Genomic DNA, 25914 nt, shown 5'->3' on the forward strand with positions numbered 1-25914 from the left:
ACAAGTTAAAAATTCGAACGGTTAAATAACCACGGAGTGCAGCACGACCAGCGGCGAACCGTGGGTGCGTTGGGTTCTTAGGGGCTTGCGACAAACAACGCCCCTAAGCCGCCGCAGGCGGAACTGCGATAATCATGACGGAGTTATGAAAGAAAGCGCCGAGCGCCTGCTCAAAATGCTGAACAAACCCAAAGTGCGGTCGCCAAAACCCCCAACCACCGCCAAAAACATGATCTAGGCCTAAAAAATGAAATAAACCCACCCCTAATGCAACAATTTCATAACAAAAATATGCTACAATCTCACCAACGAATATACTCAACTCAACGAGGTGGACAATGTCAGATTTTCTACAAAACTACCGAACCCAAGCGCAACAACGCCAACAACAAGGCATCGTGCCCGAACCACTCAACGCCGAACAAACCGCACAACTGGTTGAACTGCTCAAACAACCGACAAAAGGCGAAGAAGACTTCCTACTTGACCTCTTCGAAAACCGCGTACCGGCCGGCGTTGACGAAGCGGCTTACGTCAAAGCCTCCTTCCTCTCCGCCCTCGTGGCAGGGGATGCCACCTCGCCTTTAATCAGCCCTGAAAAAGCCATTGAAATCCTCGGCACCATGCAAGGTGGCTACAACATCGAACCGATGATCAACGCCTTAGACAACGATAAACTCGCGCCACTGGCAGCCAAAGCGCTGTCGAAAACCTTGCTGATGTTCGACAGCTTCCATGATGTGGAAGAAAAGGCCAACGCCGGCAACGAGCACGCCAAAGCCATTTTACAATCCTGGGCGGATGCCCAATGGTTTTTAGACCGCCCGAAATTGGACGACAAAATCACCGTCACCGTGTTTAAAGTCACGGGCGAAACCAACACCGATGACCTTTCGCCTGCGCAAGATGCGTGGTCGCGCCCAGACATCCCGCTGCACGCCTTAGCGATGCTGAAAAACAGCCGCGATGGCATTGAGCCGGATGTGGACGGCGAAATCGGCCCGATGAAACAAATCGCCGCGCTGAAAGAAAAGGGCTATCCGCTGGCCTATGTGGGCGATGTGGTCGGTACCGGCTCCTCACGCAAATCGGCGACCAACTCCGTGCTGTGGCTGATGGGTGAAGACATCCCGCACGTGCCAAACAAACGCGCCGGCGGCGTGGTGCTTGGCGGCAAAATTGCGCCGATTTTCTTCAACACCTTGGAAGATGCTGGCGCCCTGCCGGTGGAAGTGGACGTGTCGAATTTAGAGATGGGTGATGTGATCGACATCTATCCGTATCAAGGCAAAATCTGCAAGCACGACAGCGACGAGGTGCTGGCCGAGTTTGAGCTGAAAACCCAGTGCTGCTTGATGAAGTGCGCGCTGGCGGGCGGATCCCGCTGATTATCGGCCGTGGGTTGACCCACAAAGCGCGCATGGCGCTGGGCTTGGGCGAAAGTGATGTGTTCGCCAAACCGCGTTGCACCGAGCAAAGCGACAAAGGCTTCACCTTGGCGCAAAAACTGGTGGGCAAGGCCTGCGGCGTGGCGGGCATTCGCCCTGGGCAATATTGCGAACCGCGCATGACCTCCGTTGGCTCGCAAGACACCACCGGCCCAATGACCCGCGATGAGCTCAAAGATCTCGCTTGCTTGGGCTTTTCAGCCGATTTGGTGATGCAATCGTTCTGCCACACCGCGGCGTACCCAAAACCGGTGGATGTCAACACCCACCACACCTTGCCGGATTTCATCATGAACCGCGGCGGGGTGTCGCTGCGCCCAGGGGATGGCATTATCCACTCATGGCTCAACCGCATGCTGCTGCCAGACACCGTCGGCACGGGTGGGGACTCTCACACCCGCTTCCCAATTGGCATCTCCTTCCCGGCAGGTTCGGGCTTGGTGGCCTTTGCCGCCGCCACAGGCGTGATGCCGCTGGATATGCCAGAGTCGGTGCTGGTGCGTTTTTCAGGCACCATGCAGCCTGGCATCACGCTGCGCGATTTGGTGCACGCGATTCCGTATTACGCCATTCAACAAGGGCTGTTGACGGTGGAGAAAAAGGGCAAAAAGAACATTTTCTCTGGCCGCATTTTGGAAATTGAAGGCCTTGAGCACTTGAAAATTGAGCAAGCCTTTGAGCTCTCGGATGCCTCCGCTGAGCGCAGCGCCGCGGCCTGTACCATTAAGCTCGACAAAGAGCCGATTATTGAATACCTCAACTCCAACATCACGCTGTTGAAGTGGATGATTGCTGAGGGCTATGGCGACGCGCGCACCCTTGAGCGCCGCGTGAAGGCGATGCAAGCCTGGCTTGAAAACCCTGAATTAATGCAAGCCGACCCAGACGCCGAATACGCCGCGGTGATTGAGATCAACATGGATGAGATCAAAGAGCCAATTTTGTGTGCACCGAACGACCCAGATGATGCGCGCAAACTCTCAGATGTGGCTGGCGATAAAATCGATGAGGTGTTTATCGGCTCGTGCATGACCAACATCGGCCACTTCCGCGCGGCGGGCAAATTGCTCAGCAAGTTTAAAGATGTGATCCCAACCCGCTTGTGGGTGGCACCGCCAACCAAAATGGACGCCACCTTGCTCAGCGACGAGGGTTATTACAGCATCTTTGGCAAGAGCGGTGCCCGCATGGAAATGCCAGGCTGCTCGCTGTGCATGGGCAACCAAGCGCGCGTGGCGCCAAAATCCACCGTGGTGTCGACCTCCACTCGCAACTTCCCGAACCGCTTGGGCCAAGGCGCGAATGTCTACCTCGCCTCCGCCGAGCTGGCCGCGGTGGCGGCACTATTGGGCCGCCTGCCAAGCCCTGAGGAGTATTTGGAGTATGTCGCCTCATTGCAAGACGACAAAGACGACACCTACCGCTACATGAACTTTGACCAAATCGAGCAGTTCACCAAAAAAGCCGATGAGGTGATTTTCCAAACCTCCGTGTGATTTGGTGATTTGCGTTAAAATTCGTTATAATCCCCCGTTTTCGGGGGATTTTTTTAAGGAGTGTTATGCCAGCACGATATTTGATCATTTTTATTGCGGTCTTAATTTTTGCCCAATTGTTGATTTGGGCGGTCAGCCGCGGTGTGGCGTGGTATTTGCGCCCATGGCTGAGTGCGCGCGCTGAGCGTTGGCTCAAGTGGGGCTTTTGGCTGGTGCCGAATGCCATTTTGCTGCTCACGGCCACCCGCACTGTGCCACTGTTTCGCACCAGCGCGAGCATGCTGTTTGTGCTGGTGTATGCTGCCATCATCACCGCACTTTGTGCTTTGGTGCTTAAACTTGTGCGCCATCAACGTGCGGTTGGTAGCGCAGTGCGCGTGGTTGCGCCGCTGGCGATGGCGGGCGTAATCGGCTTGGGGCTGTATAACGCCTACACCCCTGTGGTGCGCCACTATGCGTTCACCACCGACAAGCTGCAAGGCAGCCTGCGCGTAGCGCTGATTGCTGATTTGCACTTGGGCAAAATTTTCGGCAACGCGCAGCTGGATAAACTCGCTGAGATTTTGGCGGCAGAGAAGAGCGATGTGGTGCTCATGCCTGGGGATTTGATGGACGACAACACCGAGGTGTTTGAGGCTGAAAATATGCAACCGCACTTAGCCAAAATCCGCGCGCCGCTGGGCGTGTTCGCCACCTTAGGCAACCATGATTTCAACGGCCAGCAAGCCATCACCCGCGCGGTGGAGGGCGCTGGCATCACGGTGCTGACAGACACCAGCACGCTGGTGGATAACCGCTTTTACCTCATTGGGCGCAATGACCGCCTCTCCAAAGTGCGGCCAGCCACGCAAACGTTGCTCGCGCAATTGCCCGAGGACGGCAAATTGCGCATTTTGCTGGACCATCGCCCAGATGAAGTTGATGAAAACGCCAAGCTGGCGTTGGATATGCAAGTCTCCGGCCACACTCACAAAGGGCAAGTGTTCCCGGCTAATCTCATCACCAAGCTGATTTATACGCTGGATCACGGCTATTTAGCGCTGAACAATCGCCACTTTTTTGTCACCTCGGGCTATGGCTTATGGGGCATTCCGTTTCGCATCGGCTCGCAATCCGAGGTGATGATCATCGACATCAATCCATAAAAAATGCACCCGCGGGTGCATTTTTCACAACTGGTGGTGATTATGCTTCGCCGCTTGTGGTGGCAGGTTCAACCGCACTTTCAGGCTCTGCATCGTCGTCTTCGTCCAAATCGCAAATGCGCTCAAGGCTGACTACGTTTTCGCCCTCAATGGTGCGGATTAAGCGCACGCCTTGAGTGTTGCGCCCCACGGTGCTCACTTCACTCACGCGAGTGCGTACCAAAGTGCCGGCATCGGTGATCAGCATGATTTGGTCTGCCTCTTCCACCTGCACGGCGGCAACCACTTTGCCGTTGCGCTCGCTGACTTTGATGGAAATCACCCCTTTGGTGTTGCGGGATTTAGCTGGGTATTCCGCTAGAACGGTGCGTTTGCCGTAGCCGTTTTCGGTGGCGGTCAAAATCGCGCCGTCGTTTTTCGGCACCACGAGGGAGACGACTTTATCGATGTTGAGATCGAGCTCGGTGTTATCATCGCTGCCATCGTCATTGTCAGACTCGTCATCGCTAATGTCGTTGGTGAGCACCAGTTTAATGCCGCGTACACCTGTTGCTGTGCGGCCCATGGCGCGCACCGCCTCTTCGTGGAAGCGCACCACGCGCCCTTGAGAAGAGAAGAGCATAATCTCGTTTTCACCGTCAGTGATATCCACGCCAATCAGCTCGTCGTTGTCGCGCAAGTTAATGGCAATCAAGCCACTGGCACGCGGGCGGCTGAATTCGGTCAGTGCGGTTTTCTTAACTGTCCCGCTGGCGGTGGCCATAAAGACAAATTTATTCTCTTCGTATTCACCCACTGGCAAAATCGCGGTGATGCGCTCGTCTTGCTGCAGCGGCAAAATGTTGACAATCGGGCGGCCACGCGCGCCACGGCTGGCTTGCGGCAGCTGGAACACCCGCAGCCAATAGAGCCGGCCACGGCTGGAGAAGCACAAAATGGTGTCGTGGGTATTGGCCACCAGCAAGCGCTCGATGAAATCTTCTTCTTTCATTTTGGTGGCGGATTTGCCCTTGCCGCCGCGGCGTTGCGCCTCGTAGTCCGACAGTGGCTGATATTTCACGTAGCCCTCGTGGGAGAGCGTGACCACCACATCTTCTTGCGCAATCAAATCTTCTAAATTGATGTCAGCTGAGCTGGCGGTGATTTCGGTGCGGCGTTTGTCGTTGAATTGGGTTTTGATCTCTTCCAACTCTTCGCGGATCACTTCCATCAAACGCGCTGGGCTGTTGAGGATTTTCAGCAACTCGCCAATGGTGTCAAGCAGCGCTTTGTATTCGTCTAATAATTTGTCGTGCTCAAGGCCGGTGAGTTTTTGCAACCGCAAATCCAAAATCGCCTGTGCTTGCGCTTCGGTCAAATAATATTGGTTGTCGCGAATGCCGTATTGCTCAGGCAAATCTTCAGGGCGTGCCGCATTCACGCCAGCGGCTTCCAACATCGCGCGCACGTTGCCCAGCTCCCACGGTTGGGCTAAAAGTGCGGTTTTGGCCTCTTGCGGGGTTGGCGCTTTGCGAATCAGCTCAATCACTGGGTCAATGTTGGCCAGCGCAATTGCCAAGCCTTCCAAAATATGGGCGCGTTCGCGCGCTTTGCGCAGTTCATACACGGTGCGGCGAGTCACTACTTCACGGCGGTGGAGCACAAAGGCTTCAATCAACTCTTTCAAATTGAGCAATTTCGGCTGGCCGTGGTGCAGTGCCACAATGTTGATGCCAAAAGTCACTTGCAATTGGGTGAGAGAGTAGAGGTTATTGAGCACCACTTCACCCACCGCATCACGCTTGATTTCAATCACAATGCGCATGCCGTCTTTGTCGGACTCATCACGCAAGCCACTGATGCCGTCAACTTTTTTGTCTTTCACCAGTTCGGCGATTTTCTCAATCAAGCGCGCTTTGTTTACCTGATACGGGATTTCATGCACGATGATGGTTTCACGCCCTTTGCTGTCGGTTTCCACCTCGGCTTTGGCGCGCACATAAATTTTGCCACGGCCGGTTTTGTAGGCATCTTCAATCCCTTTGCGCCCGTTAATGATGGCCGCAGTTGGGAAATCTGGCCCTGGGATGTGGGTCATTAGCTCATCAATGGTGATTTGGTCATCATCAATATAAGCCAAGCAGCCGCTAATTACCTCACCTAAATTATGCGGTGGAATGTTGGTCGCCATCCCCACCGCAATCCCGCTGGAGCCATTGACTAAAAGTGCGGGCACACGGGTGGGCAACACATCAGGGATTTGCTCAGAGCCGTCGTAGTTCGGCACAAAATCGACCGTTTCTTTATCCAGGTCGGCGAGCAGCGCGTGGGCAATTTTGCTCATGCGTGCTTCGGTATAACGCATGGCCGCGGCTGAGTCGCCATCAATCGAGCCGAAGTTACCTTGGCCGTCGACTAACGGGTAGCGCAGTGAAAACGGTTGCGCCATGCGCACCAAGGTGTCGTAGACAGCGCTGTCGCCGTGCGGGTGGTATTTACCGATCACATCCCCGACAATACGAGCAGATTTGCGATAGGGTTTGTTATAATCATTCCCGCCCACACCCATGGCGTAAAGCACGCGGCGGTGCACCGGCTTGAGGCCGTCGCGCACGTCGGGCAACGCACGCCCCACAATCACCGACATTGCATAGTCAAGATAAGAGGATTTCATCTCCTCTTCGATGTTTACAGGGGTTATATCTTTTGCAAATTCACTCATTGAAACTTCCCACATAGGACTGCCAAAAATTAGCGAGATTATAGCACAAAAGTGCGGTTAAAACACGTGGAAATCATCACGTGAGATTGCCGCCTTCGGCTTTTGCCTGAGAGAGCATTTGGCGAAAGCGTGGCCAATCAAAATAGCGCCCAGGGTCAATTTTGCGCTCAGGGGCAATGTCGCAGTGGCCTACGATGCGATCGTCGGTAATGGCAGGGTAGGTGCGCTGCAAAAGTGCGGTCAGCTGGCTTAAGGTGGCGTATTGCGCGGTGGTGAAGGGCTGATTATTCGAGCCTTCGAGCTCAATGCCGATGGCGTAATCATTGCATTTCTCCCGCCCTTGAAAGCACGATGCGCCCGCGTGCCAGGCGCGATCATGAAAGTTGACGTATTGTGTGATTTCCCCTTCGCGGTTGATCAAACAATGGGCTGAGACACGCATATCGGCAATTTCCGCAAAATAGGGGTGCGCATCACGCGCAAGCTTGCCTTGGAAAAAGTCATCAATAAACGCCCCGCCAAATTCCTCCGGCGGCAGGCTGATGTAGTGAATCACCAGCAGGCTGATGTCGTTTTTATCTTCACGCGCATCAAAGTGCGGTGAAGCCACGCGGCGGACGTTTTCTAACCAGCCGTGGCGAATGTGGGCAGGTGTGTGGGGGAATTTTGCGATCGTCATCCTAAAAGCCCGTTGAGGTTGTGGAAGCATTTATTGTGCTTTGTCATGGTGTTGGGGTCAATCAATTTCGATTGATCTCAACCAAGATAAGGAAACTGTATGCAAAAAACACTCAAAATGCGCGCTAAGCGCGGCTTCACCTTGATTGAACTGATGATTGTTATCTCCATTATTGCGGTGCTCGCAACTATTGCGGTGCCGGCGTATCAAAACTACACCAAAAAGGCGGCGCTGTCTGAAATGCTGCAAGCGGCCAGCCCCTATCGCAGTGATGTGGAGCTGTGCTTATACAACCTCGAGGCCAGCCAATGCAACGCGCAGGCCAATGGCGTGGGGCAAAACAAAGATTACAGCTCAGATAACACGGTGAAATACACCAAAAGCATCACCACCGCATCAGGGGTGATCACCGTCGAAGGCAAAGCCGCATTGGAGGGTTACAGCTACACCATGACGCCAAGCAAATCCGACAGCGGTGAAGTTTCCTGGTCTGTGCGCTGCGCGGGTGACGATGTTTCACTCTTCCCAGCAGGCTTTTGTAACGCCAGTTAACGGCGGCAAGGAGGGCGCGTGAGTTATCGTATCACCAGTGTGCAAGACGGCGACTTTGCCATTTCACCCGCGCTGTGGGCGCAAAACAAGCAAGAGCGCGCGGTGCTGATGCGCTATTTCGCGCTGCCCTTGAAAGAAACCGACAGCCACCTCTATTTGGGCGTGGAAAGCTTGGATAACCTCAACGCCTGCGAGGTGTTCGCCTTTTTGCGTCACAAAATTGTTGAGCCTGTGCAGCTGGCCAAAGCGCAACTTAGCGAGGCGCTGAAAGCCTTAAGCGATCGTGGCGATCATCAGCAGGATTACAGCCAGCAGCTTTATCAACGTGCGCCCGAACAAGCGCGCGAGGAGGCCGACGATGAGCCTGTGATTGCACTGCTAGAAGGCTTATTTGAGCAAGCACTTAAGCAACACGCCTGCGATTTGCACCTGGAGCCTGCAAGCACGGGGCTCAAAGTGCGGTTTCGGGTCGACGGCGTGCTGCGCGTAGCCCAGCGCATTGCACCTACGCTGGCGCCTCGAGTGCTGTCTCGGCTGAAGTTGCTCGCAGGCTTGGATATCAACGAAACGCGCTTGCCGCAAGACGGCGCGTTTCACTTCACCACCCGTTATAACGACAAGCTTGATTTCCGCCTGTCTGTGATGCCCACTCATCAAGGGGAAAAGGCGGTGCTGCGCTTGCAGCACAATGAGCCAGTGGCGTTGGATTTCACCACCTTGGGGATGAACGCCGCGCAAGCGCGCGCGTTGCAACACGCGCTGGGCCAGCCGCAAGGGCTGATTTTGGTCACCGGCCCCACCGGCAGCGGCAAAAGCATCACGCTTTACAGCGCACTTTCTGCCCTCAACAGCCCTGAAAAGCACATTTTAACCGCTGAAGACCCAGTTGAAATCACCCTTGAGGGCATTGTGCAAACGCAAGTCAACCCGGCTATTGGGCTAACGTTTGACCAACTGCTGCGCACCTTTTTGCGCCAAGACCCAGACATTATTATGCTCGGTGAAATCCGTGATGAAGCCAGCGCCAAAATGGCACTGCGCGCCGCGCAAACAGGGCACTTGGTGCTCTCGACCTTGCACACCAATGATGCCCGCTCCGCAATTGAGCGGCTCACCCAGCTGGGCATTGCCCGCCATGAGATTGACTCAAGCCTGTTGCTGGTGATTGCCCAGCGCTTGCTGCGCCGGCGTTGCCAGTGTGACGGTGGCTGTGATCGTTGCCATCAAGGCTATCAAGGGCGCGTTGGAGTGTATCAATTCCTCACACGAGAGGAGGGCGACTACCTGCTCGATTTCGCCACCTTGCATGCCAGCGCGCAGGTGAAGGTGCGCGAGGGCATCACCGATGTGCAAGAGCTCACGCGCGTGCTGGGGGCAGGGCATGATTGAGTTTCACTGGCAGGGGCAAACCAGCCTTGGCGTGGTGCAAAAGGGCGTGATCCTCGCCACAAGCAAAGCGCAGGCGCAATTGCGCTTGGCGGACGCGGGTGTGTTTGAGGTGACATTGCAGCGCAATTGGCGCTTGCCACGTGGCTTGAAGGCCGCCGACGTGCTGCAATTTTGCCAGCAGCTGGCCACCTTGGCGCAGGCGAAAGTGCCGATTAAACACGCCATTGAGCTGATTCACCAAAACACCACGCACAAAGCGCTGTTTGCTTGGCTGGAGGCGATTTTGCAAAAGCTCGAGCTGGGCTTTAGCTTTTCGCAAGCCTTGGCGCAGCACGAGAAAGTCTTCAGCGCGCAAGAGCGTGAGCTTATCGCCATTGGCGAGCAAACAGGGGAGTTGGCACAAATGCTCTCCCGCATTGCCGAGGCCAAAAATGCCCGCATGGCGCTGCGTCAAAAGCTGCAAAAAATTGCCTTTTACCCACCTTGGTGCTGGTGATTTCATTGGTGTTGGCGCTGTTGTTGCTGCTTTTTGTGGTGCCCGTGTTTGCCCAAATGTATCAACAAAACGCCAAAACCTACCGCACTTTACCTTGTGGTTGTTAAATCTCTCGCAACTGGCGCAAAGCCATGGCGTGGGGTTGCTGGCAGGCTTCGCTGGCGTGGTTGCGCTGGTTAAATGGCAGCTGCGCCACTCAACGCGGGCGCAGGCATGGCGCGATGCGCTGTACCTCAAGCTGCCCGTGTTGGGCGCGATGATGCGCGCGCAGGCAACACTGCAGCTCAGTGAAAATTTAAGTTTGATGTTGAAATCTGGCTTAACACTGGTGCAGGCGGTGGATATTTTAGCCAAGCAAAAAGCAACGCGGTGCAACAGCGCGCGCTGCAACACTGCCAGCAGCTGCTCGCCCAAGGGTATCGCTTTTCGCAAAGTGTTGGCAGCCAGCTGTTTTCTCAACAAGAGCTGGGCATGCTCCACATTGCCGAGCAAAGCAATGCGCTGGCGTTTATCCTCGCGCAAATGAGCGAAAGCCACCGCCGCGCGCTGGATCACAAGCTGGATTTGCTCGCACAACTGCTTGAGCCCCTGCTGATGCTCGTCATCGGCGTGATGATAGGCGGCGTGATGCTGGGGCTCTATTTGCCGATTTTCAACATGGGGGCGATGCTCGGATGATGACCGCACTTTTGATTGGCGCAGCCGCCGGCCTTGGGCTGCGCTACGCGTTAGCGTGCTTCCCGCACAGTGTCAACCGCACTTTGCAAGCCGAGTTCCACGCGTTAGACGCCACGTTCACGCTGCGCGCTGAAAGTTTGCTCGCGCCCTTCCCGCGCTGGCACTGGGCGCTTTATCTCGCCTTCGGTATACTGGCCAGCGTGGTGTGCCAGTGGCGCAGTGCGCCGGGGCTGGATTATGCCCTCAATGTCACCGCACTTTGGTTGCTGGCGCACATTGTGCTGACAGACTGGCGCTATCAGCTGCTGTCATCACAGCATTGCGTGCTGCTAGGGATCATCGGGCTACTTAAAGTGCGCTTTGGCCTTGGGCTGACCGCGGCGGAATTATGCGAGAGCGTGCTGTTGGCGCTGGTGCTGAGTGTGGTGATCACCTCTGTGAGCCAGTGGGTTTATCAACGCTGCGCCTTTGGTGAGGGGGATTGCTATTTGCTCTGTGCCTTGGCCTGCTTCACGCCCAGTGCTGAAATACCGCATTTATTATTGTGGGCGAGTGTGTTGACGCTCCTGGTGGCCGGGCTTGTGATGTGGCGCCAAGAGCGGCGGGTGCAAACCCTGCCGTTCGCGCCTGGGCTGGTGGCGGGGTTTGCGATAGTCAGTTGTTATTAAAGCGCAAGTAAAATGATTTTTTCTGGGTCAATGGTGAAATAAATCGGCTCGCCCTCTTCAAACGGCTCGCTTCCCAACCGCGACGCGCATAGCACCAAGCGGTTTACTGCGAGCAGCACCTCTTGTGTGTCTTGCAAGGTGGTGACGCTTTTCACCTGCCCTTGGAAGGTGTTGAGCGCGTCATCGCGGGTACGTGAGAGGGTGATCCACGGCGCTTTGAACATCATTAATAGCTCTTGCCCGAGGTGAATATTCAGCCGCTGGCGGCTGGCTTGGGTGATGCTGGCAACAATCGGTTGCTCAAAACCAATGACTTTCAAACTGACGTTGCACTTGAGGTTGTGCATTTCAATGTTCACCACCTGGCCAAAAAGCTGATTGCGCGCGCTGCTTTGCAATCCAAAGCGCGCGGTGGCGGCCAGCAGGCTGGTGAGCGGGATGGATTCGTCTTGCAAAATGCTAAAGGCGCGCTGTTGCGATTGCTCGAGCAACGTGTAGAGCTTGAGCACGCGCTTGGCGTAATCGGTCAATTGCGTGCCGCCGCCTTCTTTGCCGCCCGAGTTGCGCAGTAGCAGCGGTTTGGGGCTGACCGCTTCCATCGCATTGAGGCTGTCCCACGCGGTTTTGTAGCTGATGTTCACCTGCTTTGCCGCTTGCGAAATCGAGCCGCAGGCATCGATATTTTTCAGCAAAGCAATGCGCCGCGGGTCTACAAAAATCTGTTGTTGCAGTTTAATGCTTAAATCAATTTCAATTGCGTTGTCGGCCATGCGCCCCCCTTAAACTCGTTGTTATTATTCTAAAATAAAAATCCGCCTTGCCATAGGCTTATTTTTATATCATTATATAGAGGTTTACATAACGTTTTCCATTCACATTAGAGGTATCTATGTTAAAAAATATCAAAAAAACACTACTCGTGTTAAGTGCATTAGCCGTGGCATTGCCTGGCCTTGCACAAGAGAAGTTAACCGTTTTTGCTGCCGCTTCAATGACTAACGTGTTGCAAGACATCGGTGAGCAATTCAAAAAAGACAACAAAGACGCTGATGTGGTGTTCTCATTTGCTTCATCTTCGGTTGTGGCACGCCAAATCAACGAAGGCGCACCAGCAGACATCTTTGTGTCCGCTAACCAAAAATGGATGAACTTCTTAGAAGAAAACGACAAAATCATCAAAGATTCACGCAAAACCATCGCGGGCAACACCTTGGTGTTAATCGCGCCAAAATCCGCCGGTGACGTGAAATTTGACCCAGCAAAACCCCAATGGGTTAACTACCTCGGCGAGCGCTTCCTAGCCGTGGGTGACCCAGACCACGTGCCAGCAGGTAACTATGCCAAAACTGCATTGACCAACCTTGACATGTGGGGCAAAGTGGAAAGCAAATTAGCCCGTGCTGCTAACGTGCGCGCTGCCCTTGCTTTGGTTGAACGTGGTGAATCCCCATTGGGTATCGTTTATGCCACCGACGCGGCAGAAAGTGACAAAGTGCAAGTGGTTGGCACCTTCCCACAAAGTGCCTACAACGCGATTGAATACCCAGCGGCGATTGTCAAAGATCACGACAGCAAAACCGCGCAAGATTTCATGAACTACTTAGGTTCTGAAAAAGGTAAAGAAACCTTAACCAAATACGGTTTCAGCGTTAAATAATCACCCATTATTGTGATCAAAGTGCGGTCTGACCGCACTTTATTTTTATCTAAAAGGCGGTACTCTTGGACGCTTTCATTTCGTATTTCACCCTCTCTCCTGTTGAACTCTCCGCGGTCAAGCTCAGCTTGCGTGTGGCGCTGTTGGCGATGCTGTGCAGCTTGCCACTGGCGATATTCCTCGCTTGGCTTCTCGCGCGCTATGAATTCCCAGGCAAAAATTTGCTCAACGGCATCATTCACTTGCCGCTGGTGTTGCCACCGGTGGTGATTGGCTATTTATTATTAGTCGGCCTTGGGCGCAACGGCGTGATTGGGCAGTATTTATACCAATGGTTTGGCCTGACCTTTGCCTTTAGTTGGCGCGGGGCGGTGGTGGCCTCGGCGGTGGTGGCCTTCCCGCTGGTGGTGCGCTCCATTCGCTTGGCGTTGGAAAACGTGGACCCGAAACTCGAGCAGGCCGCACGCACACTCGGTGCCAGCCCGTGGCGGGTGTTTTTCTCGGTAACGTTGCCGCTGTCGTTTTCCGGCATTTTGGCCGGCGTCGTGCTCGGCTTTGCCCGCTCGCTCGGTGAGTTTGGTGCCACCATCACCTTTGTGTCTAACATTATTGGCGAAACGCAAACCATCCCATTGGCGATGTATTCACTGATTGAAACACCCGGGATGGAAAGTGCGGCGGCGCGGCTGTGTGTGATTGCGATTATTATCGCCTTGATTTCGTTGATTTTATCCGAATGGCTGGCGCGCAAAGCAAAATACAAATTAGGACAACGCGATGCTGGAAATTAATGTAAAAAAACAACTCGGCGCCATGGCGCTCGATGTTGATGTGCAAGTACCTAACCGTGGCGTGACCGCACTTTTTGGGCTTTCAGGCAGTGGTAAATCGTCACTGATTAACTTAGTCAGTGGCTTGACCAAGCCGGATGAAGGTTACATTTTGCTCAACGGCAAAACGCTCCTGGACAAGCGCCGCGGTGTTTACCTGCCGCCTGAGCGGCGCAAAGTTGGTTATGTGTTTCAAGACGCGCGGCTGTTCCCGCATTACACGGTGCGTGGCAATTTGCACTACGGCATGAACAAGCGCCAAGTGCAAAACTTTGATGAAATTGTCTCGCTGCTTGGCATTGAGGCGCTGCTTAATCGCTATCCGCTCACGCTGTCAGGCGGGGAGAAACAACGGGTGGCGATTGGCCGCGCGCTGTTCACCCAGCCGGATTTGTTGCTGATGGACGAGCCGCTGGCCGCGCTCGATTTGCCACGCAAGCAAGAGCTGCTCGACTACCTTGACCGCTTAACCAAAGAGATTGAAATCCCGATTTTGTACGTCAGCCACAGCCTGGAAGAGCTTTTGCGTTTGGCGCAACAGGTGATTTTGATGGATAACGGCAAAGTGCTGGCCTATGACAGTTTGGAATCCATTTGGCAAAGTGAGCACTTTTTGCCGTGGAAGAACGAAACCAAGCAAAGTGCGGTTTTCAGCCTGCCGGTGTTGTTGCACCATCAGCAATTCCCGATGACCGCACTTGACTTTGCCGGCCAGCAGTTGTGGATTACGCAAGTCGATAAAAAAGTCGGCGAGGCGGTGCGCGTGTGCATTTATGCAAGTGATGTCACGCTTTCCTTGGCGCCGGCGAAAAACAGCTCTGTACGCAATGGGTTAGCCTGCCAAGTCAGCGCGATTGAAACGCACAACAGCCATGAAATTGACGTCACACTCAACGCCGAGGGTTTGACCTTCAGCGCGCTGATTTCACCGTGGGCGTTGGCGGAGCTCGATTTGCGCGTCGGCCAGCGACTTTATGCGCAAGTGAAAAGTGTCAGCGTGATTCGCTAATCAGAGAATAAAAACCCTTGGCCATGCCAAGGGTTTTTGTTGTTGGCGGTTAGATGTTGATGACCGCAAAGAAGGTGATCACAGTATAAAGTGCGGCTAAGCCGTAGAAGATCACCCCGCTGGCTGGCAAGTGCACTTTGAAATCGTGCAAGCCGTGGTGGATGCGGTGCATGCCACACCACATTGGGAAAATCGCCACCACCAGCAAAATCAGTTTGCCTAAAAAACTGTGGGCAAAAGCCACCATGTTTTCAGGGCTGACTAAGCCAAGCGGATACAAAAAGAGCAAAATCAGTGCCAACACAGGGAACACGATGGCGCTGACGGTGCCGCCGGTGCCAAAGAGTAACCATACCACTGGCTCATTGGAACGTTTTGGTGATTGATTCATCGTATCCTCCTTAAATATACACAAGAACAAGCGTAATCAGTGACACCACCAATGTGATGGCCCACATCAACATGCGGATCCACACTTGTGGCACGCGTTCATTCTTGTAGATCAGGTTTAACGCTTTTGGTGTTAAGCCAAACCAAGTCACGGTGTTGAACACCACACCGGCGAGGGTGATCACGTTGAGGATAATCACCAAAGGATTTTTCAAAAAGCCCACAAAGTCAGTGGTGAAGGTGCCGTTGCCGAGGCAAATAAAGCCGTAGAGCAGCACAATGCAAAACCAAATGGTTGGCAAGGCGGTGGCTTCACGCACCATGTAGAATTTGTAAAAATCCAGTTTTTTCCACCAAGTGGGTTTCACTTCGCGGACATATTTTTTCCGTTTCGATGTTGTTGTATTCATGCAGCCCTCCTTACTTTTGCGGTTTCAGCATTGCGATAACATAGTCTTTGGAAGACTCGACTTTGCCTTGGTTGACCGCAGCCGCTGGGTCGACGTGTTTAGGGCAGACTTCAGAGCAAAAGCCCACAAAAGTACAGCTCCACACCCCGTTTTTACCGTTGATAATTTTCATCCGCTCGGCTTTGCCGTGGTCGCGGTTATCAAGGTTGTAACGGTTGGCGAGTGTCAACACCGCAGGGCCGACAAACTCTGGGTTCAAGCCAAATTGAGGGCAGGCGGCATAACAAAGCCCACAGTTGATGCACATAGAGAAAGTGCGGTATTTTTCCAACTGTGCTGGGGTTTGTTTTGCGCGTTGCCCAGGCGGGGTTTGGTTGCCGATGATATACGGCTTGATGGATTCCAAACTTTCGATAAAGTGGCTCAAATCCACCACCAAATCGCGCTCAATTGGGAAGTTGGCCAACGGCTCAATGCGCATAAAGCCGCTGTAATCACGCAAGAAGGTTTTACACGCCAAGCTTGGGCGGTTGTTAACCATCATGCCGCATGAGCCACAAATCGCCATCCGGCAAGACCAGCGATAAGAAAGCTCAGGCTCGAGTTTGTCTTTGATGTAGCCTAAGGCGTCAAGCAGCGAGGTTTGATCGTCATAAGGCACATCGTAGGCTTTCAAATAAGGTTCGTTATCGACTTCTGGGTTGTAGCGCAGAACTTCGACTTTCATGATTTTATTTGCTTGACCCATGGTTTACTCCTTGTTTGCCTTGGCTGCTTTTTCAGCGGCTTCTGCTTCCGCACCGTAGACCCGTTTCGCAGGTTGCGATTTGGTGATCTTCACATCGCTGTATTCGATGGTTGGTGCGCCGTCTGCGTTGTAGTAGGCAAGCGTATGTTTGAGGTAGTTGACATCATCACGCTCAGTGAAGTCTAAGCGTTGGTGAGCACCACGGGATTCTTTACGCGCAATGGCAGACGAGGAAATAGATTGCGCCACATCCAAAATGGTACCCAATTCAATGGTGTAGAGCACATCAGTGTTGAACACGCTTGAGCGGTCCGCAATGCGGATTTTCTTAAAGCGCTCTTTGAGCTCGGCAATTTTGTCCACGGTTTTTTGCATAGACTCTTCGGTGCGGTAGATACCACAGCCTTCTTCCATCGCATCACCCATTTCATCACGAATGTGTGACCAGCTTTCGTTACCTTCTTGCTCTAAGAGAGCATTGAGGCGGCCGACCACATCACGCGCTTGAGCGTCGATCGCCGCGCTGTTGGCTTGGCTGCTTTCCGCTGCACGTTTGGCGGCGTTTTCACCGGCCACTTTACCGAGCACCACAAGTTCTGCCAGGGAGTTAGAACCTAAACGGTTGGCGCCATGCAAGCCTGAAGAGGCACATTCACCCACGGCAAACAAGCCTTTAATGCGGGTCTCAGATTGTTGATCCACCTCGATACCGCCCATGGTGTAGTGCACAACAGGGCGCACAGGGATTGGCGCTTTGGCCGGATCCACCCCTTCGTAGGCTTTTGCTAATTCACAGATAAACGGCAGACGTTCGTGCAAGTATTTTTCACCAAGGTGGCGAAGGTCAAGGTGCACCACATCCACGCCTTTGGCGGTTTTCAGTGTGTTGCCTTTGCGCCACTCTTGCCAGAAAGCTTGGGAGACTTTGTCACGCGGGCCGAGTTCCATGTATTTGTTTTCAGGTTTGCCAATTGGGGTTTCAGGGCCGAGGCCGTAGTCTTGCAAGTAGCGATAGCCGTCTTTGTTGACCAAAATACCACCTTCACCACGGCAGCCTTCAGTCATCAAAATGCCGGTGTTTGGCAAGCCAGTTGGGTGGTATTGCACAAATTCCATATCGCGCAACGGCACGCCGTGGCGATAAGCCATTGACAAGCCGTCACCGGTCACGATGCCACCATTGGTGTTAAAGCGGAACGCACGGCAGCCACCACCAGTTGCAATCACCACCGCATTAGCGTTGATTTGCACCAAAGTGCCTTCCATCATGTTCATCGCCACCACGCCGCGGGCATGGCCGTCGTCGGTTAAAATATCCAGCACAAAGTGCTCGTCATAGCGAATGATTTGCGGGAATTGGATAGAGGTTTGGAACAAGGTGTGCAACAAGTGGAAGCCGGTTTTATCGGCGGCGAACCAAGTGCGCTCAATTTTCATCCCACCGAAGCGGCGCACGTTCACTTCACCGTCTTGACGGCGGCTCCAAGGGCAGCCCCAGCGTTCAAGTTGGGTCATTTCAATTGGCGAGTGCTCAACAAAATATTCCACAACATCTTGTTCACACAACCAGTCACCACCAGCAACGGTGTCGTGAAAGTGTTTGTCGTAGCTGTCTTCAGATTTAATCACAGCCGCGGCACCGCCCTCAGCGGCCACGGTGTGGCTACGCATTGGGTAAACTTTTGAAATTAATGCAATTTTAAGGTTAGGGTTTGCTTCAGCAGCCGCGATGGCAGCACGCAAGCCGCCCCCGCCCGCACCAACAATTGCAATATCGACATTAACGGTTTGCACGATATCCTCCACGCAAAATGTGAGTAAAAAGTAATGATTTAAAATACAAAAGTAACAATCGTTAAGATAACTCGATTTGATTGAAGTCATTTTGCCACCTTTTAGTAACAAATTAATACTTTTACCAAATCGCGCCAAAAAGGTTTCATTTCGTGATCTAACTCAAAAAAGCGTGATGGGATAATAACTTACTTAAATAGTATGGTATTAAATCGCACCCGCCAAAAGGGCAAAGTGCGGTTGTGCGCAAAAGCCATTGAGTGTTTTGTGAATAATCGCTAGAATGCCCACAATTTGACACAAAGCAGGTTGATATGATTTTACAACAACAATGGCAGCCCAGCGCGCCGATGAAAAACATCCTCGCGCGGGCAAAATTGCTCGCCGATTTGCGCAGCTTTTTCACCGATCGCGGTTTGCTGGAGGTGGAAACACCGATTTTGAGCGAATATGCCGTCACCGACGTGCATTTGAGCGTGTTTGAAAGCCGCTACACCGCACCTTTTGCCGACGGCGACAAAATGCTCTATCTCGCCACCAGCCCAGAGTACCATATGAAGCGCTTGCTCGCTGCCGGCAGTGGCCCGATTTTCCAAATCAGCAAAGTGTTCCGCAATGAAGAAAGCGGCGCGCACCACAACCCCGAATTTACCATGCTGGAGTGGTATCGACCGCACTTTGATATGTTCCGCTTAATCAACGAGGTGGACGATTTGCTCCAGCAAATTTTAGACTGCAAGCCAGCCGAGAGCTTTAGCTATCAGTTTATCTTCCAAGAATGTGTCGGGCTCGACCCGCTCTCGGCGGAAAAACCGCACTTGGTGAAAAAAGCGCAAGAGCATGGCCTGATGGACGCCGAAAATCAAAGCCGCGACGGCTTGTTGCAATTTCTCTTCACCGCCTTGGTGGAGCCGAAAATTGGCCTGGAGTGCCCAGCGGCGGTGTACCACTTCCCAACCACCCAGGCGGCGTTGGCGCAAATCAGCTCAGAGGACCACCGCGTGGCCGAGCGTTTTGAGTTTTATTTCAAAGGCTTGGAGCTGGCCAACGGCTTTAATGAGCTGACCGATGCGCAAGAGCAAATCCAACGCTTCGAGCGCGACAACAAGCAGCGCGGCGCCTTGGGCCTGCCGCAGCGTGCGATTGACCAGCGCTTTATCTCCGCCTTGCGCAACGGTATGCCGCAATGCTCGGGCGTGGCGCTGGGGGTGGATCGCTTGTTGATGATTGCACTGGGCGAAAAAGAGATTCGCAACGTGCTGACGTTTAATATTGAAAATGCGTAACGGGAGTGAGCATGTCTGAATTATTGATTGCCGCCATTTTAGGGATTGTGGAAGGCTTGACCGAGTTTTTGCCGGTGTCGTCCACAGGGCATATGATTATCGCGGGTTATTTTTTAAATTTCACGGGTGAAAAGGCGGCGACCTTTGAGGTGATTATCCAACTCGGCTCCATTTTGGCCGTGGTGGTGGTGTTTTGGCGCAAAATGTTTGGCCTGATTGGCATCCACTTTGGCAAGCCGCCTGCGCCTGACCACGCCCAGTTGCGCCTAACCCACATTATTTTGGGCATGATCCCAGCCGTGGTGCTGGGCTTGGCGTTTCACCACACAATTAAATCGTGGTTTACCATCCAAAATGTGATTTTCTCGCTGATTGTCGGCGGCATTTTGCTGATTATAGCCGAAAAATTCCGCCCGCAAGTGCGCGCCCACACGGTAGATCAAATCTCCTACAAACAAGCCTTTGCCATTGGTTTGTTCCAATGTTTGGCGCTTTCCCCTGGTTTTTCTCGCTCTGGGGCGACCATTTCAGGCGGCTTGTTGATGGGTGTTGGGCGTCAAGCGGCGGCGGAGTATTCCTTTATTCTTGCCGTACCGATGATGATGGGCGCGACGGTGTTGGATCTCTATAAAAGCTTGAGCTTTTTAACCAGCGCGGATATCCCGATGTTTGCTGTCGGTTTTGTGGTGGCGTTTGTGGTGGCGATGCTGGCGATTAAGGTGTTTTTGAACCTCATCACTCACATCACCTTCATCCCATTTGCGATCTACCGCTTCGTGGTGGCGATCGCGTTGTATTTCGTCTTTTTACACTAGGGCAAATGACATTAGCGCAAAAGGCAAAGTGCGGTCAAACCGCACTTTGATGGCTTAAATATTGGCGCGGTTGCTGCAAATAAATTCCCCCGCGTTGCCGTCCCATTCAATTTCTGCAATGGTGGCGGTGCTAAAGCCCACTTGCTGCGGGCAATCGCAAAGTGCGGTCACCAAATCCTCCACAAACGGCAGGTGAGAAACAATCAACACGTTTTTCACCCCGTCGTTGTGCAGCGTTTGTAAATAATCAATCACCAGCGAGGTGTTGCCATACGGGGTGAGCGCATCCCACGTTTCCACTTCACTCGGCAGAGCAGTTTGGGTGGCGCCAGCGAGCTTGTCGTAGGTTTGCATCGCGCGGTAATAAGGGCTGATGAGCACTTTGTCGATGTGATTGGCCGCCTCACTGAGCCACAGGCCTTGCTCAACGGCCTGCTTTTGGCCATAAGGCGTGAGGTTGCGTTGTGCATCCGAGGCCGCCATAATTTCCGCTTCGCCGTGGCGCATGATAAAAATTCGCATAGTAGCCTCCTTGGTTTTGCCTGATTGTTTTCATTATGATCGCACATCTTGATGTTGTTTTGGGAACAATCGCGCCCGCAAGCGGGACAAATTTCTCAGTTTGTGATCTCGATCTAATTTTAAAATCAGCGTATAATAGCAAGAATTTTAGAATATTCGCGTGCTCAGGCACGGGTGTCATTTAGCAAATTAACCATTTTTAGGGGTATAAGGATGTCGAGAAGACTAAGAAGAACAAAAATTGTTTGTACTATGGGGCCGGCGACTGACCGTGACAATAATCTTGAGAAGATTATTGCGGCTGGGGCCAATGTAGTGCGAATGAACTTTTCCCACGGCACGCCAGAAGATCACATGCAACGCGCAGAGCAAGTGCGCGCGGTGGCGAAAAAATTAGGCAAACAAGTGGCTATTCTTGGCGACTTGCAAGGGCCGAAAATCCGTGTGTCTACCTTCAAAGACGGCAAAATTTTCTTAAACATTGGGGATAAATTCACCCTTGATGCCGACTTACCAAAAGGCGAAGGCAACCAAAGTGCGGTTGGATTAGACTATAAAGAATTACCAAAAGACGTGGTGCCAGGCGACATTTTGTTGCTCGACGACGGCCGCGTGCAACTGAAAGTGCTCAGCACTGAAGGCAACAAAGTTTTCACCGAAGTGACCGTAGGTGGCCCGCTGTCTAATAACAAAGGCATCAACAAACTCGGTGGTGGCCTATCCGCTGACGCATTAACCCCAAAAGACAAAGCGGACATCATCACCGCGGCGAAAATTGGCGTGGATTATTTGGCGGTGTCTTTCCCGCGCAACGGTGCTGATTTGCACTACGCGCGCCAATTGGCGAAAGAAGCCGGCCTTAACGCCAAAATCGTTGCTAAAGTCGAGCGCGCTGAAGCCGTGGCCACCGTTGAGGCGATGGACGATATCATTCTCGCATCCGATGTGATCATGGTTGCCCGTGGTGACCTTGGGGTGGAAATTGGTGACCCTGAGCTAGTGGGTGTGCAGAAAAAACTGATCCGCCGCTCACGCCGCTTAAACCGCGTGGTCATCACCGCCACTCAAATGATGGAATCGATGATCAGCAACCCAATGCCAACCCGCGCGGAAGTCATGGACGTGGCCAACGCCGTGCTTGACGGCACCGATGCGGTGATGCTCTCCGCGGAAACAGCCGCCGGCCAATACCCGGCAGAAACCGTCGCCGCGATGGCGAAAGTGTGTTTAGGTGCTGAAAAAATGCCAAGCATCAACGTTTCACGCCACCGTATCGACATGACCTTCAACAACATTGAAGAGTCTGTAGCGCTTTCAGCGATGTATGCCGCCAACCACCTTGAAGGCGTGCGCGCGTTGATCGCGATGACCAGCTCTGGCCGCACCGCACTTTTGATGTCGCGCATCAGCTCTGGCTTGCCAATCTTTGCCCTTTCTCGCAACCAAGACGCGCTTAATTTGTGCAGCCTCTACCGTGGTGTGACCCCTGTGTTCTGTGAAGAAGTCAGCCGCACTGTAGAAGGCGCGAAAAGTGCCATCGCGCTGCTCAAAGACAAAGGCTATTTGGTCTCAGGCGATTTAGTATTGTTGACCCAAGGCGACGAACTGGCCGAAGGCAACACCAACACCTGCCGCACCTTAGTGGTGGAATAATCGCAAGGTTACACACAAAAGCTATCACCACGGTGATAGCTTTTTTATTGCCATAAAAATAAAACCCTGCCATTGGCAGGGTTTTGTGTCACCGCACTTTGGGTTAGAAGCGGTAATTCAGCGCCAAGCCAAAGAGATCGGCGGTGGATTTTGAAGAGTATTTCGCTGCAACACTGCCTTCTTTCTCAACGAAAGTATTATCTTTAGCAATCAAGTGAGCATAGCCTGCATCCACGCTCAAGTTTGGTGTGAAGCGATAGGTTGCACCAATAGAAATCCAAGTGCGGTCAGCATCTGGAATGGAGATAGAATAGTAACCGTCTTGCACTGGGCTTTGGTCGTAGGCTAAACCGCCGCGCAAGGTGAGTTTCGGGTCAACATCATAGCTTACGCCCACAGCAAAGCGGCTGGCATTTTTGAAGTTTTCTGCCTTTTTAAAGAGTTTTTGCCCATTTGCGTCATAAGCATACAGCTCTTTAAAGCGGCTCCATTGGGTGTATTTATAGCTATAACTCAAGGCCAATTTTTCGGTTAACTTATGCCAGCCTGAGAGTTCCCAATAGGCTGGTAATTTCAAAGTTAACTGACCAGGAATGGTTTTGCCATCAGTGCCCAATGGAAAACGTGATTTAATGCTATCTGGATATCGAGAAAGATCAGGTAAATCACTTGAAAAATCACCATTAAAATCGATATCGACAGGGGAGTGATAGGCAAGACCTAAACGATTATTTTCATTAAACTCGTAGGTGATACCCAAATTATAACCAAATCCCCATTCTTTTCCTTTTAGTTGAGCCACAGTTGAACTCGGTGTTATCGCGGCATTTTTACCTAATTGCGTATAGCCTGCATTTAAGCGAGCTGCGCCTACACCTGCATGGCGTTCAATTAAAGCATCAGCATAAACGGCGTTAAAGCCTGCCCCTAAGCTCCAGTGGCGGTCAATGCGAAACGCGGTGCTGAGGTTGAAGTTGATCGCCGTTAAGTCTGTTTTGCCCGCAAAAAAGCCAGCATTATATTGGTCATCAAACTCGGTCGCCAAACCGTAGTTAACGTTGATGCCAGCACCAAACATCACATTTGGGTTAACAGGATGAACATAATATAAATTTGGGATAATGGCACCTTTAGCAATGTCGCTATGATCAGCATTGTTACGTGCATTTTTCGGCGCAGACACAAATTGTCCATTCACATCTTGACCGATCACACCTTCAAGGTTCACATCAGGGCGCACATACACACCCCCGAGGGAGAATTCAGGGCGTTGAAATTGGGTCATCAACGCAGGGTTGGTGGCCAATGCAGAGGCATTGTCGGCCACGGCAGCGTCACCGGCATAAGCACGGCCAAGGCCAGAGGTGGAAATTTCGCTGAGTTGGAAGGCAGCCGCTAACGCGCTGGAGGCGGACACCGTCAACGCGGCGCCTAACATGGCTTGGGTCAGTTTAGTTAATTTGAGCATAATTTGTCCTAAATTGCATTGAGTTTGACGACAATGTCGCCGATTTGAAGTAAAAGTGCGGTTGATTGTAAACAAGCGATTTGCGAAGGGCAAGCCTTTTTACGGATTTTTGTTTATAAATGTGATATTCACATCACTTTACTAATAAAATAACACCATTTGCGCAACAAAATTAGCCGATTTTGGCCAGAAGTGTGATAAAATGGAACGCAATTTTAATTAACACTATTAAGGACTCGTTATGACCAAGAAAGGATGTAAAGCAGAAGAAAGCAAAGTGTGCTGCTGTGTGGACGTGGGCACCATCATCGACAACGAAGACTGCTCAGTGCACTTTGAGCAAGTGTATGCCGACAAAGCCCAAGCGGAAGAAGCACTGGCCTATTTAACTCAAAAAGCCCGTGATGCGGAAAGTGAACCGGCTAACATCACCAGTGAAATCACTGACGTGGACGGCGGCGCGCAACTCAAAGCGACATTTGAATTCAGCTGCCAAGCTGAGTGCATGATTTTCCAACTCTCCACCCGTTAATTTCCACCAAAAATATAAAGTGCGGTCCGCGTGTGACCGCACTTTACTTTTTAGCGATCAAAAGGCGCATCCCAAGCGCTGTCATCCAACCCATGGCCGAAGTGGCTTTCAATAAAGCGCCGTGTCACCGCGGTGGCAGGCTCACGCAGCACATCGCGCGTGGCGCCGTATTCCACCATTTGGCCGGCTTGCATCACCAGCATGGTGTCAGCAATGTGCTTAATAATGCCCATGTGCTGGCCAAGATAAATATAAGAAATCCCCAGTTTTTGTTGCAGCTCAAGCAGCAAATTGACCAGCTGCGTTTTCACCGAGGTGTCCATCGAGGCCAAGGCGCTGTCGAGGATTAAAATCTCCGGCTCCAAAATCACCGCGCGCGCCAGTGCCACGCGCTGCTTTTGGCTTTGCGACAGGGTGTGAATGGGCGCTAACGTGTGGTCGGGGTAGAGCCCCACCAGCGAGAGGGTTTGATAAATTTTGCGGTTGCGCTGTTCTTCATCCCAATTGGTGGTCAGCAGCAGTGGTGTTTCCAACACTTGGCCGATGTTCAAGTGCGGTATCAGCGTGGTGTCTGGGTCTTGCGACACCATGCGGATGTGGCGGCAGCGCGTTTGGTAATCGCCAAAGTGCAGCTCGCGGCCTTTGAAAAAAATCTTGCCTGAATCGGGCGCGACCACGCCGCCAATCATTTTTGCCAAGGTGGATTTGCCCGAGCCACTTTCGCCAACAATTGCCAGCGTTTTGCTTTTTTCTAAACTAAAGGAGATGTCGGTCACGGCCGAAAAATACCCCGTGCGCCAAAACGTGGTGTTGTCGCGGTAGGCTTTGTTGAGATCTTCCACCAACAATAATGGGGGCGTTTTGCTTTTGTCCATGGTTACTCCTGCGCCAGCGGCTTGTCGGTGTTGATCGTCAGCGGCGTGAACTGCACCGGCGCGTGCTCGTGCTCACGCTCACGAAAGTTGAGCGGAAAATGGCAGGCAAACTCGTGCTGCTTAATCCGCCGCATTGGCGGCTTGTGAATGCAGCGCTTTTGCGCATACGAACACCTCGGGCCAAGGCGGCAGCCGATCGGCAAATTGCTTAACAGCGGGATGGTGCCGCGCAACGTATTCAAGCGGCTTTTTAATGGCAGCGGCTGGCTGAAATCAGGGATTGAACTGAGCAGTGCCACGGTGTAAGGGTGGTGTGGGCGCTGCAAAATGGCCTCTTGGTTGCCGCTTTCCACCGTTTGCCCGCAGTATAAAATCGTGAATTGATTGCACCACTGGCTGACGGTTTTCAAGTCATTGCTGGTGAGCAAAATCGAGGTTTTCAAATTTTGGTTCATGCTAGAGAGCAACTTGAACACCTGCAACTGCGCGGTGGCCTCAAGGGAATGGGTTGGCTCATCGGCCACCAACAGCCGCGGCTGGTTGACCACCGCCATGGCGATCATCACCTTTTGCGCTTCACCTTCGGTGATTTCAAACGGGTAGCTGCGCATAATGTCTTGGTGATCTTTAATCCCGATGCGGTGCAACAGCTCCACCACGCGCCGGCGCTTCC

General features: G+C 52.7%; 24 protein-coding genes and 1 pseudogene. 14 read left to right on the forward strand and 11 right to left on the reverse strand.

All coding sequences use genetic code 11. The annotated features are described in order from the left end of the window. Nucleotides 1–338: 338 nt before the first annotated feature. Nucleotides 339–2944 (forward strand): annotated as a pseudogene (gene acnB, locus HPC37_RS09245) (bifunctional aconitate hydratase 2/2-methylisocitrate dehydratase). Nucleotides 2945–3009: 65 nt separating this feature from the next. Then, complete coding sequence (locus HPC37_RS09250; protein ID WP_208122844.1) at nucleotides 3010–4089, forward strand: metallophosphoesterase; 1080 nt, start codon at nucleotides 3010–3012, stop codon at nucleotides 4087–4089. Between the two features lie 40 nt (nucleotides 4090–4129). Here HPC37_RS09250 and gyrA read toward each other — a convergent pair whose 3' ends face one another. Further along, nucleotides 4130–6790 carry a DNA topoisomerase (ATP-hydrolyzing) subunit A gene (gyrA, locus tag HPC37_RS09255; RefSeq protein ID WP_208122845.1) on the reverse strand — a complete coding sequence of 887 codons (2661 nt, stop codon included), beginning with the start codon at nucleotides 6788–6790 and terminating at the stop codon, nucleotides 4130–4132. A gap of 76 nt (nucleotides 6791–6866) precedes the next feature. Next, nucleotides 6867–7469 carry a 1,6-anhydro-N-acetylmuramyl-L-alanine amidase AmpD gene (ampD, locus tag HPC37_RS09260; RefSeq protein ID WP_208122846.1) on the reverse strand — a complete coding sequence of 201 codons (603 nt, stop codon included), beginning with the start codon at nucleotides 7467–7469 and terminating at the stop codon, nucleotides 6867–6869. Nucleotides 7470–7568: 99 nt separating this feature from the next. Between ampD and HPC37_RS09265 the strand changes: the two genes are divergently transcribed. The 5 genes from HPC37_RS09265 to HPC37_RS09285 all read left to right on the forward strand — a co-directional run bounded on the left by HPC37_RS09265 (nucleotide 7569) and on the right by HPC37_RS09285 (nucleotide 11252). After that, on the forward strand, nucleotides 7569–8021 hold the full coding sequence (locus HPC37_RS09265; RefSeq protein WP_282435405.1) for a pilin: 453 nt from the start codon (nucleotides 7569–7571) through the stop codon (nucleotides 8019–8021). 18 nt (nucleotides 8022–8039) lie between these two features. Then, on the forward strand, nucleotides 8040–9410 hold the full coding sequence (locus HPC37_RS09270) for a GspE/PulE family protein (RefSeq protein WP_345790031.1): 1371 nt from the start codon (nucleotides 8040–8042) through the stop codon (nucleotides 9408–9410). Then, the gene (locus HPC37_RS09275; RefSeq protein ID WP_208122847.1) at nucleotides 9403–9906 is read left to right on the forward strand and encodes a type II secretion system F family protein; all 504 of its coding nucleotides are present in this window, start codon (nucleotides 9403–9405) and stop codon (nucleotides 9904–9906) included. The genes HPC37_RS09270 and HPC37_RS09275 overlap by 8 nt, the downstream gene beginning before the upstream one ends. Before the next feature lie 312 nt (nucleotides 9907–10218). Then, nucleotides 10219–10584: a type II secretion system F family protein gene (locus tag HPC37_RS09280; protein ID WP_345790034.1), complete on the forward strand. Its 366-nt coding sequence runs from the start codon at nucleotides 10219–10221 to the stop codon at nucleotides 10582–10584. After that, nucleotides 10581–11252, forward strand: coding sequence for a prepilin peptidase (locus HPC37_RS09285; RefSeq protein ID WP_208122849.1), 672 nt, complete (start codon nucleotides 10581–10583; stop codon nucleotides 11250–11252). The genes HPC37_RS09280 and HPC37_RS09285 overlap by 4 nt, the downstream gene beginning before the upstream one ends. Here the strand turns inward: HPC37_RS09285 and HPC37_RS09290 are convergent. Next, nucleotides 11249–12022 (reverse strand): TOBE domain-containing protein, encoded by a 774-nt coding sequence (locus HPC37_RS09290; protein ID WP_208122850.1) that lies wholly within the window; start codon nucleotides 12020–12022, stop codon nucleotides 11249–11251. The two genes, HPC37_RS09285 and HPC37_RS09290, sit on opposite strands and share 4 nt — an antisense overlap. Before the next feature lie 119 nt (nucleotides 12023–12141). Between HPC37_RS09290 and modA the strand changes: the two genes are divergently transcribed. The 3 genes from modA to modC all read left to right on the forward strand — a co-directional run bounded on the left by modA (nucleotide 12142) and on the right by modC (nucleotide 14748). After that, nucleotides 12142–12909 (forward strand): molybdate ABC transporter substrate-binding protein, encoded by a 768-nt coding sequence (gene modA, locus HPC37_RS09295; RefSeq protein ID WP_208122851.1) that lies wholly within the window; start codon nucleotides 12142–12144, stop codon nucleotides 12907–12909. 65 nt (nucleotides 12910–12974) lie between these two features. Further along, nucleotides 12975–13700 (forward strand): molybdate ABC transporter permease subunit, encoded by a 726-nt coding sequence (modB, locus tag HPC37_RS09300; protein ID WP_208122852.1) that lies wholly within the window; start codon nucleotides 12975–12977, stop codon nucleotides 13698–13700. Further along, complete coding sequence (gene modC / locus HPC37_RS09305; RefSeq protein WP_208122853.1) at nucleotides 13687–14748, forward strand: molybdenum ABC transporter ATP-binding protein ModC; 1062 nt, start codon at nucleotides 13687–13689, stop codon at nucleotides 14746–14748. Before modB ends, modC begins: the two co-directional genes overlap by 14 nt. Nucleotides 14749–14797: 49 nt before the next feature. On the opposite strand, the gene frdD is transcribed toward modC, so the two are convergent. The 4 genes from frdD to frdA are packed head-to-tail and all read right to left on the reverse strand — an operon-like array spanning nucleotide 14798 to nucleotide 18090. Beyond that, complete coding sequence (gene frdD, locus HPC37_RS09310) at nucleotides 14798–15139, reverse strand: fumarate reductase subunit FrdD (RefSeq protein ID WP_208122854.1); 342 nt, start codon at nucleotides 15137–15139, stop codon at nucleotides 14798–14800. A 10-nt stretch (nucleotides 15140–15149) separates the two neighbouring features. After that, nucleotides 15150–15548: a fumarate reductase subunit FrdC gene (gene frdC / locus HPC37_RS09315; RefSeq protein WP_208122855.1), complete on the reverse strand. Its 399-nt coding sequence runs from the start codon at nucleotides 15546–15548 to the stop codon at nucleotides 15150–15152. Between the two features lie 10 nt (nucleotides 15549–15558). After that, a complete protein-coding gene (locus HPC37_RS09320; RefSeq protein WP_208122856.1) occupies nucleotides 15559–16296 on the reverse strand; it encodes a succinate dehydrogenase/fumarate reductase iron-sulfur subunit in 738 nt (245 codons plus the stop codon). Nucleotides 16297–16299: 3 nt separating this feature from the next. Next, nucleotides 16300–18090, reverse strand: coding sequence for a fumarate reductase (quinol) flavoprotein subunit (frdA, locus tag HPC37_RS09325; RefSeq protein WP_208122857.1), 1791 nt, complete (start codon nucleotides 18088–18090; stop codon nucleotides 16300–16302). 314 nt (nucleotides 18091–18404) lie between these two features. Between frdA and epmA the strand changes: the two genes are divergently transcribed. Together epmA and bacA are read left to right on the forward strand one after the other, a co-directional pair. Continuing rightward, nucleotides 18405–19376: an elongation factor P--(R)-beta-lysine ligase gene (gene epmA / locus HPC37_RS09330; RefSeq protein WP_208122858.1), complete on the forward strand. Its 972-nt coding sequence runs from the start codon at nucleotides 18405–18407 to the stop codon at nucleotides 19374–19376. Between the two features lie 11 nt (nucleotides 19377–19387). Further along, nucleotides 19388–20191, forward strand: a complete 804-nt coding sequence (gene bacA / locus HPC37_RS09335; protein ID WP_208122859.1) for an undecaprenyl-diphosphate phosphatase — start codon at nucleotides 19388–19390, stop codon at nucleotides 20189–20191. 54 nt (nucleotides 20192–20245) lie between these two features. On the opposite strand, the gene sixA is transcribed toward bacA, so the two are convergent. Then, entirely contained in the window at nucleotides 20246–20713 is a 468-nt protein-coding gene (sixA, locus tag HPC37_RS09340; RefSeq protein ID WP_208122860.1) for a phosphohistidine phosphatase SixA, read from the reverse strand. A 213-nt stretch (nucleotides 20714–20926) separates the two neighbouring features. On the opposite strand from sixA, the gene pyk reads away from it, so the two are divergent. Next, a complete protein-coding gene (gene pyk / locus HPC37_RS09345) occupies nucleotides 20927–22366 on the forward strand; it encodes a pyruvate kinase (protein ID WP_208122861.1) in 1440 nt (479 codons plus the stop codon). Nucleotides 22367–22469: 103 nt separating this feature from the next. Here the strand turns inward: pyk and HPC37_RS09350 are convergent, their stop codons facing one another. Further along, nucleotides 22470–23834 (reverse strand): porin, encoded by a 1365-nt coding sequence (locus HPC37_RS09350; protein ID WP_208122862.1) that lies wholly within the window; start codon nucleotides 23832–23834, stop codon nucleotides 22470–22472. Nucleotides 23835–24075: 241 nt separating this feature from the next. Between HPC37_RS09350 and HPC37_RS09355 the strand changes: the two genes are divergently transcribed. Next, entirely contained in the window at nucleotides 24076–24366 is a 291-nt protein-coding gene (locus tag HPC37_RS09355; protein WP_208122863.1) for a YfcZ/YiiS family protein, read from the forward strand. Nucleotides 24367–24416: 50 nt separating this feature from the next. Here HPC37_RS09355 and HPC37_RS09360 read toward each other — a convergent pair whose 3' ends face one another. Beyond that, nucleotides 24417–25241: a peptide ABC transporter ATP-binding protein gene (locus HPC37_RS09360; RefSeq protein ID WP_208122864.1), complete on the reverse strand. Its 825-nt coding sequence runs from the start codon at nucleotides 25239–25241 to the stop codon at nucleotides 24417–24419. 2 nt (nucleotides 25242–25243) lie between these two features. Next, nucleotides 25244–25914, reverse strand: a 671-nt coding sequence (locus tag HPC37_RS09365) for an oligopeptide/dipeptide ABC transporter ATP-binding protein (RefSeq protein ID WP_208122865.1), incomplete at its 5' end; no start/stop codon positions are given.

It is taken from the genome of Spirabiliibacterium mucosae (assembly GCF_014884965.1).
In the GTDB taxonomy this organism is placed as follows: domain Bacteria; phylum Pseudomonadota; class Gammaproteobacteria; order Enterobacterales; family Pasteurellaceae; genus Spirabiliibacterium; species Spirabiliibacterium mucosae.